This is a genomic window from Bacteroides sp. D1 (assembly GCF_000157095.2).
Lineage (GTDB): Bacteria > Bacteroidota > Bacteroidia > Bacteroidales > Bacteroidaceae > Bacteroides > Bacteroides xylanisolvens.
Window position 1 is genome coordinate 1 of the sequence record NZ_JH114336.1, and the last position, 13970, is coordinate 13970.

Here is a 13970-nt window from a genome sequence, read left to right on the forward strand (position 1 = left end):
ACCGTAATGATGAAGGCGAACAGCCGCCCTGCCCCAGTATTGAGGCTCGTGCCTGATAGGGATAGTAGAAATAATAGTGTTCGTCCAACAGCCCGCCTGCGAGCGGTGTCGGACTTTCAGTTTTCCATACGAGACCGCCCGTGTCGGCATCCCTCTCGGCTGTCAGTTTCACGTTGGAATAGACTGTTTGAGTGCCCCGCACCACGTATAGGCCGCAGGCCCCGCTTTCGGAAAACTTGGTTTGGCAGCCATTCTCCACAGTACGGGTGGTTTTGCGAACAGCCGACGTATATCCAGCTTTTCAGATAAGCTGCGTTTTCAGTGCGTATATGTTCGGCTATCCCGAAAAACATTCCTGCCAGGGCTGCGGCGAACTCGGCCGTTAATTCCTCCTTGCCGTATTCCTCTGATCCGAACGGGTGCGCAAGATCCCGGTTCAATCGGGTGGGGTGTCCCGTGGAATGTCCCATTTCATGCAGAAGCGTTTCGTAAAAGCTCTGCATATCGACGAACTGCGAGCGAAGCGGCACTACGATATAATCGGCTAAAGGAGAATAGAAAGCCCTGTCGCCTTGCTGCTCCCGTATCGGGCAAAACCAGCTTTTCGCCTCCAGCATGGCGTCTATTTCGGGCTGCTCTGCCTGTCCCCCTCTGAACTTCTCCCTTAACGCTTCCCATTCTTCCGGCCTCACGTCCGAAAAATTGGTCTGATCCAAGTTAAAGACCGAGTAATATTTATAGGTCGGTATAACGTTGTATTCCTGTTGCTGCTCCCGGCTTAACGCCTTGTATTCCTCAAAGGTTATTTTCTTGCGTGTTTCCTTGTGGTACACGTAGAAAAGGAAGTAATAGACCGGAAACGATTTCGATCCTTTCAGCACGGAGATCCCGGCCTCTTTCGCCTGGTTGAATGTCATAAATACGGGTGTCTGGTACTGGAATTTCTCGCAAAGGAAAAGGAGTAAAAAGGCGTTGCCTCCGGTGTACCTGCGTCCTGTGAGGTTCTGCGGAAAGAAATTGCGTGTATTCGCCGCAATGGTGATCCAGGGCTTTTGCCAATTGTCCTCTACTTGCTGGATCTTCTCGATCATTTATGTCTGACATCAAATTTGCAAACTGTTGCGCTGCCTTGTCGAAATAATCAGTTTTCATAACTACGTCCCCCGTTCTTTATCCTGGTGGGTGAGCCAGTTCTAAAGGTTGTTATCTCTTTTTCTATACCTCTAAGATAGCACTTTTATTTGAGAGATGCAAGTATTTAAACAACGTTTAACTAACTATTTATAAGATAATTATATGCAAAAGTAGTATTTTAGTATATACTAAATTTAGTATTTACTACCTGATTTTTTCCGATAGTAAACTCCCCACCTCGCACCCTCCCCCACCAAACCTTGCGGATGCCTAAGATTCCGATGTTTTTGTATCAAGACAACCTCATTTTGGTTTTTCGGGGCTGTCGGTGTGGTCGTCTTGCGTTTACCTTGAGTTCCGAGAGGTTTTTGTATGAGAACACCCCAAACGTTTTTTTCCATAGCACAAGTTTTTTAGGAAAAATGCTACCTGGCTTTAGCCAGGCTGGAGATTTTTTCTAAAAGCCGCTTGCGGCTCAACTTGGGATATGGAAAAAGCCGTTTGACCTTTGCAGACAAAACCCCCGGTCAAGGTAAACGCAAGGCGGCCACGCCGGAAAAACTAAAATACCTCTCTCCCCTGAAAGGGGGGTTAAAACCGGGTTCGACAATCGGCTACCGGAGTTCCCGACAAGGAATGTTCCTTGCCCCGCCGACGAGTGCCTGCGCTCATCAGCCGGGCAAGGATCATTCCGGGTACTCCTTTCCGGATTGTGCCGATCAGTGAAAAGTCAGGCGCTTTTATCCGGCTGGCTTCACCGAACGAATCTATCCGGAAATAGCCTACCTTAGCCGGGTGGGTGGGGGGGTGTATTTATGCGTTAGGGATTGCAGTGGAAAGCCCACAGCCTTCAGGCGAGGACTTGGAGGCGGAAAGCCCGACCGTTTACGGGAACGCCCAAATCCTCCAAAAGAAAAGCGTACTAATACACTAAAATACTAAAAGTAGTAAATACCCTTAATTCCGCAACACTATTACAAATTAAACTTTTAAAGTACCTGAGCAACAAAAAGTTGCCCATGATTTTGCCATGTCAGAATTTTTACTTATCCTAGTGTTGCAAAAAAACAAGCAAAACTCTGATATGACATGGTGAAGATACAAATTAAACGAGATATACTCCCTATATTCGCGTAGTAATCCCCTATTGTCCCTGTCGCAAGACAAACTCCAGAGTTTTGTTTTTATATACTCCCCCCCTATACGGTAGCGTATGGATCTTTTTCCTGAATCACCTTTTTAATCTTGAACAGCCGTTCTTTGGTTAGCGGCTTTATAGTTTCCGGATCCTCACCGTCGAATGTTTCCCCGAAGATCAGATCGTCCACCTCCAGGCCATGATTAAAATTCTCCCTGATACAGTCCCTTAGCAACCAAAGGTTTTTGAGGTTCACCCAATCGGCCGTTATGTTCCTGATCCTTCTAAACATGATTATCGCAGTACGAAAATAATGCCCCACATGATCGTAATCATGGCAAACCCGTTTATCCAGATAATAAACATCTATTTCCTGGTTTTCTTCATCCTCCGCGATCCGGCAAAGGCAGAACGGGATCTGCTCCAGTTTATCCCATTCGATATATTCCGTTGATTTCATATTGTCATTATTATAAATATCATTACTTGACCAGCGAGGCTATCACTTTGGCAAATTCGGAAATATCCCCCTCCACGCTGGCCTTTTCCAACGCTTTCATATATTCTTTTCTACGCTCCACCGGAACAACCGTCCAGTTATAGCCTCCAGACGCAAGCATGGCGTTCAAGACGAACCGTCCCATTCTCCCGTTCCCGTCCATATAGGGGTGAATATACACGAAAAAGAAGTGTCCCAAGACAGCCCTTACCGCCGGGTGCGGCTCATTCTTCAAGAGATCGAAAAGGACGGGTATAGCGTCCCTGACCGCTTTCGGGTTCAACGGGATATGTTGCGATCCCCGTATATAGACCTGCCCGGTACGATAACCCACAAGATCCTCCCTTTGCAAGATCCCCACCGTAACGAACGGCATCCACATCTGCATATACCAGAGGGGATGATCCGCCCTTACCGCTTCCCCTGCGTTCTTTCCTTTCAGTATATCGGAGATCGTCCCCCTGACAGCCTGGAACGCCTGGTAATACCCACGTGCCACCAGCGCGTTTTTATGCTCCTTGTCTTCTTCCTCCGGCTTCCAGTTCCCGACACGCACTTTCTCGATCAGTTCCGGGGAAACCCTATATCCCTCGATCGAGAGAGAATGATAAGCGTCCTCCGAATACTTTTCATCGACGGATCTCAAATACCCCTCCACGTCATCAATCTTTCCAGGGGCTTCGGGAAACAGTTCTACAACCTTATCCCTCATGTTCTCCCACATCAGGCGCAAGCGTGTGACGTAAGGCGACACTTCATAAACAAGGGGCGTTCGTGGCTGATCCTCGAACGGATCTTCTTCTCTCACGTCATACCCGAACCCCCGCATCGTGGAAACGATGCTGTCGGCGATTTCGCTGTTCCCGATGTTCCGGAACGCCCCGGCTATTCTTCCGGCACGGAGCGAAGCCCCGTTTCTCGCCAGTACCTTTAATATATCGGCAGCGTCCCGTATCATGGCCAGGCAGGTACAGGCCGCGATCCTCTCCACCTGGAAATATCTCGGCGTGGCATATACCAGGGCTTCGGCAAGCGGATAGAGATTAAGGCCGTATTCCGGCTCTTTATATACCTGATCCGGGATCTCGCTTTGAAACACCAAAAGCGAGGTATCATACATCAGCTTTTGCGTGTTGTTATGGCCTTTCGGCGACTTGATAATCACCTGCACGGGCACGGTCGTTTTCCCCGAATACAGATCCAGCGACTGGTCGGCCGTCAAGCACCATTGTTCCCCCAGCCGGACGGCCGCGTATTTCGCGATAAAATACCAGAATGAGGTGTACCAGACCGTCGTGTCCCCCTCTGTTCCCGGCCTGGCCGCAATATACCAGCCTTTCATTACTTCCTGCAACCAGCCGTTATCCAACAGCCGGGTTAAATGCGTCCTCCCTATCTCGGCCGTCCCTTGCAGGACGACACAGCGGTCTTTCTCCTGGAGCTTTCTTAATTCCTCCAGTGAAGCCGCCATTTTCTCCGCCATTGTTGCCATAACCGTTTTTATTTAGATTCTGATTATTTTCGTGCAAATACTCGTTTTTAGACACGTGTAAATACTCGTTTTTAATTATGTGCATTTACTCGTATTTGTTGCAAAAATACAATATTTGTTCCGATAATCAGCTACTAATGAAGTCTTTTTTTACTTGTTGTATCGTCGAAACGGCCTTTCCCGTGAGCTTCGCCACGTTCCGGATCGAGTAGCCTTTCTTTAACAAGGCGATCGCCTCCCGGTATTCCTCTTTCCTCTGTTCGGCCGTTTTCCGGCTTCCCGGCTTCCGTCCCAGCCTGCCCCCTTTCTGGATGTACAACTCCCGTCCGCTATTAAGGCGGTCGATGATCCCCTGGCGTTCGATCGCGGCCAGTTCCCCCAACAGGGTAGTGATCAGAGAGGACAAGGGGTTTACCGTCTTGTCCGGCCGTAACGTTTCCAGGTTCAGGTTTTGAATATACACGCATATTTTATGCGTGTGCAGCGTATCGAGTGACTTTAGGATCTCCAGGGTTGAACGCCCCAGGCGTGAGATCTCGGTCAGCAACAACATATCCACCCGGTTCTGCGGATCTGTGCAGTATTCCAGGCAACGGCTTAAAACCGGGCGTTCGATATTGGCCTTTCGTCCGCTTATCTTTTCCTCAAAGACCGCCGTCACCTCGTACCCCCGTCCGGCTGCGAACCTCTCCAGATCGACAACCTGCCGTTCGGTCGATTGCCTGGCCGACTGCGAGCTTACACGTGAATAAATAACCACATTCATCCCTTTTGCTTTTGTTCTTCCTTATCTATTGTTTTAATCACCTTATCCACCTCTTTCAAGGAGGCATTATTTCCGGATCTATCCAAAAAAGAAATTCGCTAATTAACCTATAATTACTATCTTTGCATTGTAATGCTTGGTAAAGCCTCTGTTATCAAAACACGTAACCAAGTCAAGGATATACCCGTTCATCAAGAACGGGTTTTTCTTTTGCGACAGCCCATTCATAAGACAAAGGATATTATAACAGGTCAGTAATCACAGCCGCCGGAATATCCAGCTTTGAGAAAGCGAACATCTTTTTCCCCAGATCCTTTAACGAGGCTCCGATATGGTACACGTCCGTTTCATCAACGATCAGGAAACGGTCGTGACTGTCCCGGTACGTCCTGATGTCGATAGGTGGGTACTGGCTGTTATGCCTGTCAAGATCAAGTTGGAGTTGCTGCGTGATACGCTGGGTGTAAATGGTGGCCGAGACACCGACGCTGCGTTTACTCAACATGAGCAAGACCGTTTCGTCCACATAGTTGTCGATAAGCACGATCGAACGCCTGGCCGACTTTACCAGATCGGTAGCGAACTTGTACGCATCGAAAATCTGGCCGTTATAAAAAATGCCTTCGACCGGGGGCAAGGCAGTACGCACAAAAAAATCTATCTTCTCGGTATGTTGAGCGACAGTCCTTTCAAGTTCTGACAAACGTTTATTAATGGAATACCCTTTTAAAAGATAGTCCTTTAAAACCTTATTCGCCCATTGTCTAAATAAAATACCTCTTTTACTATTGACACGAAACCCAATGGATATGATCGCATCCAAATTGTAATAAGTCAGATTGCGCATCACTTGCCGTTTGCCTTCCTGTCGAACTGTTCGGAAATCCCGAACAGTTGAACTTTCCTCTAATTCTTTCTGATCATATATGTTTTTTATATGCTCGCTTATATTTGCTTTGCTGGATTGAAAAAGATCCACAATTTGCGCCTGTGTCAGCCAAACGGTTTCATCTTCCAGCCTCACTTCCAACTTGACCGCTTCATCCGGCTGGTATAATATGATTTCTCCCTGTTCCATTGCTTACTTACCTTTTCTTAATTCATCAAGCCTCTGCATCGCACCGCTGAACTTCTCACCAAACATCATATCATCGGGCAAAACAAACCAGGTGGGAATACCTCTCGACTGTGGATTACCTATACATTCATCTTGCCCGTTCTGTTTGCGGTAATCGTCCCATTCACTATAAGCGATGTTCCAACGAATACCTAATTTATAGGTATTTTCCCATTTAATAATAGCCAGTGAATAGGCCGGATCATCTTTGCCGTCATAAATCACTTCTACAACTTCAACCACCCCTTTAGGGGAATTTATAAACTTCGGATTTTTATACGAATAAGTGCTCATGTCTTTTATTTTTTATTTATAGCACACAAAGATACTCAAAAACAAATATATACATATATACATACGTATGATTAACGTATAAAAACATTTATGGTTATTCTAATCTTTGATTAATTCCGGTACAGAAACGAAACGTACCGAAAGGTGGAAACCGGATTTATTTCGGTACGCTTCCCCGATCGGCACAAAAAACACGCAAAAAACGAAAAAATACTACTTTTAGTATTTTAGTATATTAGTATTTTAACTATATTTGCGGACATGACAACCATTTAAAAAACTGAATTTATGAGCAAAGCAAAAGTAATCTCCGTATTGAATCACAAGGGGGGAGTAGGAAAGACCACAACCACGATCAACCTGGGCGGTGCGTTACGTCAAAAAGGGTACAAGGTTCTTTTGATCGACCTTGACGGGCAGGCCAACCTGACCGAATCGCTGGGCTTCTCTGCGGAGCTTCCCCAAACGATCTACGGTGCGATGAAAGGCGAATACGACCTGCCGATCTACGAGCATAAGGACGGCCTTAGCGTCGTTCCCTCCTGCCTGGATCTCTCGGCCGTTGAAACGGAGTTAATCAACGAGGCCGGACGGGAGCTTATCTTAGCCCACCTTATCAAAGGCCAAAAGGAGAAATTCGATTATATCCTGATCGACTGTCCCCCCTCGCTGTCGCTGCTCACGCTTAACGCACTGACGGCCTCGGATCGGTTGATTATCCCGGTTCAGGCTCAATTCCTGGCAATGCGTGGAATGGCTAAACTTATGCAGGTAGTCCACAAGGTGCAGCAACGTTTGAACTCGGATCTTTCGATAGCCGGGGTTCTGATAACCCAGTACGACGGAAGAAAGAACCTGAACAAGAGCGTTTCGGAACTGGTACAGGAAACATTCCAGGGCAAAGTGTTCAGCACCCATATACGCAACGCCATTACGCTGGCCGAAGCCCCGACACAAGGGCAGGATATTTTTCACTATGCCCCAAAATCTGCCGGGGCAGAGGACTACGAGAAGGTATGTAACGAACTGCTAACAGAAATAAAGTAACCATATGGCAAAGAAGAACGATTTAAAAAACAGTATGTCGGCCGGGCTGACCGGGGGATTAGACAGCCTGATCCAATCCACGGCCGGGCAAAAAGAGGCTCAAAAGCCGAAGAAAGCGAAAACCGTGCATTGTAATTTTGTCATGGACGAAACCTATCACCAGAACTTAAAGCTGATCGCGATCCGCAAAGGCGATTCGCTAAAATCGGTATTGCAAGAGGCTATATCTGACTACTTGGATAAAAACAGTTCCCTGCTATAACAGCGTATCGGGAATATACAGGGCAAACACTCCACAAAAGAAATTCTCCAGGAAAAAGGTATGCAAAAAGCACCCCTACACATCAAAAAGTATATTGAAAATGCGATTCCCTATAAAAAACCCGTTGGCAGGGTTAATCTTGCGTATGTTTAACCTGCCAACGGGTACGATATTAATAAACGTTTGGATTAAGGTTGGACGTTTACGTCTTTATTATCTGCATCAACCCAGCCTGTTGTCTCTGCATCAAACCGGATCGGATTCAACACAGCCTCTCCCTGATCATCATAACCACCACCGAAAATCAACGTGTAGATATGACGCTTGCCCGCTACCCATGTATCTCCGAACGGAACATAAATTGTTTTGTATTCGCTTGCTGAACCCAACAGATAAGCTCCGGACTGCCGGATTTTGCAGGAGATCTCCAGGTAACATTGCTTCGCATTATCGGCCTCCAACTTGCTTTTGTTGGGTGCGGAAACAGTCCAAGCAGTCAGCGTCTGTGGTATATTCAGCATAGGAGTATTTGTGGAAATATCGGTAGCTGCGGTATTACTATTGACCGTGATATTTGCGTTTTTCACTACGGTAAATGCGTGTGGAAATGCTAAATCAGACGAACTCCAACTTCCCGTTTCTTCGGCTGTCGCAGGCAATGTGAAGGCGCCGGCAAATTTGAAATTATGAATCTTGATCATGTCGATGTCCACCTGCATGTTATCGTATTGGGTCTTTGCTTTGAATACGACCTGTGACAGAATATGCTTGAAGTTAAATTTCACTACTCCGTTGTTCATGTCTTTTGTCTGGTCTTTGGCCATGGCATACATCACGTCGTAGTTTGCATGAGTACCGGCTCCATACTCATCAATGCAGGTATAACTTATCTTTTGGACAGTCCCGGAGGCTTCCCACATATAAAACGTCAACATGTCGTCACTAACCGTTCCGGGATTGAACGCGTAAAAGTCCAAAGCCTCGGAAGGCCAATAACGAAGGTCGTTCGCATCGTCATAATCCCACTTACCATCTTTGTACACGATCTTCACTCCGTCATGTTCAAAATCCGTGTCGACCTTTCCCATGAAGGCAGTACCATCCGCCGTAAAAGCGAACACGTCGAAATCGGTGCTCGTCAAGTTGGAGGGGGTAGTAGGGGTAGCCCTCGTTTCCGCCGCATTACTTAACACGTTAAAACCAATCGCATTCCGCGAGGAGGTTTCCACATTCGCAATCTCCTCGTCTGAGCAACCCATGAGTAGCGCTCCAAAGATTGCCCAAAGCATTACTGTACTTTTTTTCATAAATAAAAACAAATCAAATTGATACATATAATTAATAAACTCAATTACTTAATAGTTGACATAGCGTTTACCCGGCATCCAATCCGCACTGAAAACTCAAATATCCGTTTACAACACTATATCCACATTCACATCATCCCAATCATCAACGTCCACATCAAATCCCGGACCGCCATTTCCCGGCTCGGATGGTACCTCATAATCAAAATTCAACACCAGATGCACATCACCGATATGCCCCGCTACCGGGACATCATGCACTTGGTCGCTCACGTCCTGTTCCAATACAGACATGCTGCCGGAACGGTTCTTGAGATACAGCCGGAAAACATTGGGCTCTCCTTCAAGTGCGGAATGTCCAAACGTATAGAATCCGCCTATAATCTGATTCCGTGAAACCATTCCATCAAAGAGCAGGCTCTCCGAAAGATCGGCGGGCAAACTGTCGCCGGACATGTTAAGCGAGCCGGACATGCCGGAAAGAGCGGCCCGCAAATCCGCCACCCTATCCAGTCCCCGAAGACCGTTCACCTCATACGTGTAGTGACATACCATGTTTACGGGAGTTAGCCGTACTATCTCCGCGCTTCCTCCCGGAATGTCCTTGAGGATAACTCCGTCTATATGGTCGCCACACAGCCAGGGTGGGGTGACAGCCATTGTCCGGTTATCCGGTGACTGAACATCACGCGTATCGGCAGTAAAAAGCGTGTAACTGCCGTTTTCTTTCCAAACCATCCCGTCGGTATCGTAGTTGAAGCAAATTACCCGGTAATCATTCTCGGGGAGCTCCACTTCCCCATCCTCTCCTCCGGGGAAATCAAATATCCACGTGTTGCTTTCATCATCGGTCGGATAAAATACGACCCTCATGCCTTCAGGCTTGTCATGATTGGAAATCTTGGTCCAGTCGAATACTACCCGCACCGTGGCAAAGTGCGGATGATCGTAACATAAATCCTTATGCTCACAAGCCGTCAGTCCCATCCATAAAAATATGAACACCAGACTAAAGCGTATCAGTATCACTGCCTGCCTCCTTTCTTCCGGCTATAATTCCCCCGCCCGATCAACCACACCAAAGAGATACCCGCCTTGGTCGGGCCGAACCAGCGGCGTTTTTTAGTGGTCTGCCATACATAGTGACCGTCCAAAGGGATGTACTCCTTGTACAATCCTCCAAGGTAGCCGATTCCCAACGTGAAATCCACATTGAACCGATGTCCCACAGGTAACGAGTAGCCGTAAGCCACGCCTCCCCCGTAACTCCATTTATCCCCCAAGTAACCTTTCCCACCCAATTCGAAATCATAGGTGACGATCTGCCCGTACAATCCGACATGATGCCCGGAAAACGGTTTTTCCACCGCTCTCCGACCGAACCAGCGGCGCAACTCCACATCTCCCCCATAGATACGCCAATAATTATGCTTCCGATCACTTTTCCACCAGGCATACATCCAATTCCCGGCCACAGACCAGTTCTTCCCCAAACAGAACTCAACCCCGATGTCAGGTATCAAAACAGCGTCATAAAGCAAGTTTGTTTTCACCGCCATGCAAAACGGCCGTTTCTTTACCGGAGCTATGACGGTAACGGTATCACGGATGCACAACGTATCACGTGTATGTATATATACCGTATCTCTGACGGGATTTATCGGATCACTATCATAGCATATTTTCACCATCGACGAACGAAGTTTCGGAAAATGGAATTTATACAAATATGAGTATGGCCTCCCCCCTTTCAGTCTTTTCAGTTCTCCCCCCAAATAAGGGCTGTCCTGGTTTTCCAAACGGACGATCTTCTCCAACAAACGAAGGACATCCTCCCTCTCCGGAACATTCACATCCGCTCTCACCATCGTTATAAGTCCGTTCCAATCACTTCCCGAAAAATGAAAATCCTTCTCCAATACCGGAATCTTTATATAAGGTGATATATACCGCCACAAAACCTCTGCTCGTTTTTCAGACAGCCTTCCATTCAATAGCTCCCCTCCTTCCGGGGAAGCTCCTCCTATTATTTGAATTTTCCTGATAAGACGGACGGAGTCGTTCAATGCGGAACAGATTTTAGCAAACCGCTCCATCTCGTTCCCATTGTCAAGTAAACATGTATCTATATTTACCTTTCCTTGATGAAAATAGATCCTTACCGAATCACGCTTCTCCTGAGCGGATATTTCTCCGCTTATACTCAACACGAGCACGAACAATACACATAATATAAAAAAAAATCTTTTCATCATTTGTTAATAGGACAATCCAAACCCAGGCTTTTACACCCCTTGAATTTCGACCGCAAAGATATGTACTTATAAACCAACCTCCAAAGCAAAAAAACAAGCATTTTAAACTTATAAATACTTAAAAAGACAACCACACAACAGCTACAACACTTACCACAGCAGCCAATCACACTTACACAACAATTAAAAGCACTTAACATCATAAAGAAAAGTACTTAAACATACAAAAAAAAAAAAAAAAAAAACAGTTATTTTTGCAGGAAACATTATACTTAATAACACTTAAAACAATAAAATACATGAAATTCAGCACAAAAGCCGCTACTTTTCTAAGTTCAATAAAAACTCAAACTTACGACAAAAAAGAAAGCGAAATGATAATAACGTATCAACAAAAACGTGTCTTTCATCTATCCCTGCTCATGCTGGCCTTATGCGCACCCATATACATATATTCAGTTCCATTTCCCAATGAACAGTTTTATTATATTAACAGCGTATTATTCCTGTTTATCATTATGTGCACTCTCGCTTATTTTAAAAAGAGAGTAAATCTGACCACGACCTTTTCCATTATACTGATAGCCATACATATCGAGATTTTTATCGAGATAATTTATTGCTCAATATGTAGCGGATATGAATATAGTTATCAAAGAGCATTGATAATGAGTAACATTACTATCTCTCTCTTATTTACCATGCTTTCCATCTGTGCCTATATGAGTAATATCTCCATCCTATTGTCCTCCCTTATCATAGCTTCCTATACAATCTGCACACTTATCACCGACGAACCGTTCCTATACAGTTATCTGCCTTTGGTCATCATCATATACACCATGATCCCCTTATTAGGAAGATCCTTACACAGTAATATCAGCAGCTTGCTAAAAAGTAGCAACTTGCTAAAAGAGGAAGAGGAAATGCTTTTGAAACGTCTCCAAATGAAAAGGGAAGAACTATTCGCGTTCGCCGAGTTGTTAAGCGAGAATAACCCGGAAGAAAAGACAAACTCCCTGTTAGACATAATAGGGGAACAATCCAAAGAAAATCTTTTTACAGCCCTTGCCGCACACCAGAAAAAGGAAAAAAGTAAACTTGATACGATCAGAAGAATATATCCCTATTTATCCCCGTCCGAATTAAACATCTGCCGTTTAATACTGCAAGACAAGACCGTCAGCCAAATATGCGAATTATTACATCGGAGTAGCGGAAACATAACCAGCCAACGAGCGAACATACGTGCCAAACTCGGACTGAAAAAGAGCGACAATTTAAAAGAAGCATTACAAGAACGCATGAGGCTGTATGAAGAAGAACACCGGCAAGAGGACTTTTCAGCCATGCGTTAGGGATTGCAGAGTAAAGCCCACAGCCTTTAGGCGAGGACTTGGAGCGTAAAGCCCGACCGTCCCACGGGAACGCCCAAAAGAAAAAGAATCCCCCGAACATTCATCCGGGGGACATCCAAGCCGTCACATCAATTATAATACAGATTCAGATCATCCGTGCCAATCTCCTTTCCGTCCCGGAAAACAAGGCGTAAATCAATCCTCTCTCTGTTTTCATTGCCACAAAGATAGACATACCGGCCAACATACGCATCATACTTATCAATCAGTTCTAACGGTATGACCGGCATGGGAAAAGGATACACCTATATTGCATATAGCGGAAAATTTGTAAGATTACCCTGTACTTTATAAGGCAACATAGAAAATCTCTCCGCATGCAATTCCGGTCTTTTTCCCAGTAATGCTGTCAACGAATTGGCCCGGACATTCCCTTCGGCCTTCACTTCTATCGGCACCATTTGGGCATTACGTTGAATAACAAAATCCAACTCAAGACGCGAATTGTCTGTGTTATGGTAATAAATCGGTGACACGCCCTTACTTTTCATCTGCTGCAATACATACTGTTCAGTCATTCCTCCCTTGTATTCCTTAAATATGTCGTTTTTAATCAAGACTTGGGCCGGATCTGTCTTGACCATAGCACCCATAAGCCCCAAATCAACCATATAGAGTTTGAAAGCCGACAGGTCTTCATAAATATCAAGCGGAAGCTCCGGTTTGGTACATCGAGGCACTTTATACAACAACCCGGCATTTACAAGCCATTGAATGGCCATCTCAAAATCATTGGCTCTGGCACCTTTTCGCAAAGCTCCGTAAATGAATTTCTTGTTTTCTTTAAATAATTGGGAAGGAATGCTGTTCCATACCATTCGGACACGCGGAACCTGTTCTTTGGGCGCATGTTTTGAGAAGTCAAGATCATAGCCTTGCAAAATCTCCGACTGTATTCTTCTGACTTCCAGCAAGGAATCCGTTTCTACATATTTGAGTACAACTTCCGGCATACCACCTACATAATAATATTGCCGAAGGAGATCCGTATATTTGTCATGCAGGAGGCTTATCGTTTCAAAATCCCCACTCATAAGCAATTTACAAGCTTCTTCTTCTCCCTTGGCGACAAGAAACTCTTCAAAGTTCATAGGAAATATATTGATGACATTTACCTTCCCTACGGGATAAGACACATCCTGATGAAGGGATATCCCCAAAAGTGAACCTGCCACAGCTATATGATACTCCGGAACCTCCTCTTTAAAATACTTCAAAGATTCCAGTGCTTCCGGGATATT

At 45.6% G+C, this 13970-nt stretch carries 14 protein-coding genes; 3 read left to right on the plus strand and 11 right to left on the minus strand.

The genetic code is table 11. The features are described from left to right. Positions 1-116: 116 nt before the first annotated feature. The 7 genes from BSAG_RS15970 to BSAG_RS15940 form a co-directional block, all read right to left on the minus strand. Positions 117-1091: an ArdC family protein gene (locus tag BSAG_RS15970; RefSeq protein WP_008997416.1), complete on the minus strand. Its 975-nt coding sequence runs from the start codon at positions 1089-1091 to the stop codon at positions 117-119. 237 nt (positions 1092-1328) lie between these two features. Continuing rightward, positions 1329-1535 carry a hypothetical protein gene (locus BSAG_RS15965; protein ID WP_008771405.1) on the minus strand — a complete coding sequence of 69 codons (207 nt, stop codon included), beginning with the start codon at positions 1533-1535 and terminating at the stop codon, positions 1329-1331. 798 nt (positions 1536-2333) lie between these two features. Further along, a complete protein-coding gene (locus tag BSAG_RS15960; protein WP_005648588.1) occupies positions 2334-2732 on the minus strand; it encodes a hypothetical protein in 399 nt (132 codons plus the stop codon). A gap of 22 nt (positions 2733-2754) precedes the next feature. Beyond that, complete coding sequence (locus BSAG_RS15955; RefSeq protein WP_008771407.1) at positions 2755-4263, minus strand: Fic family protein; 1509 nt, start codon at positions 4261-4263, stop codon at positions 2755-2757. Positions 4264-4390: 127 nt separating this feature from the next. Beyond that, positions 4391-5029: a recombinase family protein gene (locus BSAG_RS15950; protein ID WP_007564634.1), complete on the minus strand. Its 639-nt coding sequence runs from the start codon at positions 5027-5029 to the stop codon at positions 4391-4393. Between the two features lie 241 nt (positions 5030-5270). After that, positions 5271-6107, minus strand: a complete 837-nt coding sequence (locus tag BSAG_RS15945) for a virulence RhuM family protein (protein ID WP_007564633.1) — start codon at positions 6105-6107, stop codon at positions 5271-5273. 3 nt (positions 6108-6110) lie between these two features. Continuing rightward, positions 6111-6440, minus strand: a complete 330-nt coding sequence (locus BSAG_RS15940; protein WP_004327465.1) for a hypothetical protein — start codon at positions 6438-6440, stop codon at positions 6111-6113. Positions 6441-6728: 288 nt separating this feature from the next. Between BSAG_RS15940 and BSAG_RS15935 the strand changes: the two genes are divergently transcribed. After that, positions 6729-7487 (plus strand): ParA family protein, encoded by a 759-nt coding sequence (locus BSAG_RS15935; RefSeq protein ID WP_005868802.1) that lies wholly within the window; start codon positions 6729-6731, stop codon positions 7485-7487. A 4-nt stretch (positions 7488-7491) separates the two neighbouring features. After that, on the plus strand, positions 7492-7749 hold the full coding sequence (locus BSAG_RS15930) for a hypothetical protein (protein WP_005648607.1): 258 nt from the start codon (positions 7492-7494) through the stop codon (positions 7747-7749). A gap of 188 nt (positions 7750-7937) precedes the next feature. On the opposite strand, the gene BSAG_RS15925 is transcribed toward BSAG_RS15930, so the two are convergent. The 3 genes from BSAG_RS15925 to BSAG_RS15915 form a co-directional block, all read right to left on the minus strand. Continuing rightward, complete coding sequence (locus BSAG_RS15925; RefSeq protein ID WP_008771408.1) at positions 7938-9056, minus strand: fimbrillin family protein; 1119 nt, start codon at positions 9054-9056, stop codon at positions 7938-7940. Positions 9057-9164: 108 nt separating this feature from the next. Beyond that, positions 9165-10085, minus strand: coding sequence for a DUF5119 domain-containing protein (locus BSAG_RS15920; protein ID WP_008771409.1), 921 nt, complete (start codon positions 10083-10085; stop codon positions 9165-9167). Next, entirely contained in the window at positions 10082-11311 is a 1230-nt protein-coding gene (locus tag BSAG_RS15915) for a DUF3575 domain-containing protein (RefSeq protein WP_008771410.1), read from the minus strand. Before BSAG_RS15915 ends, BSAG_RS15920 begins: the two co-directional genes overlap by 4 nt. 299 nt (positions 11312-11610) lie before the next feature. Between BSAG_RS15915 and BSAG_RS15910 the strand changes: the two genes are divergently transcribed. Then, on the plus strand, positions 11611-12669 hold the full coding sequence (locus BSAG_RS15910; protein ID WP_008771411.1) for a LuxR C-terminal-related transcriptional regulator: 1059 nt from the start codon (positions 11611-11613) through the stop codon (positions 12667-12669). A gap of 305 nt (positions 12670-12974) precedes the next feature. Here BSAG_RS15910 and BSAG_RS15905 read toward each other — a convergent pair. Beyond that, positions 12975-13970: ATP-binding protein (locus tag BSAG_RS15905; RefSeq protein ID WP_008997420.1), on the minus strand; the 996-nt coding region annotated here is incomplete at its 5' end.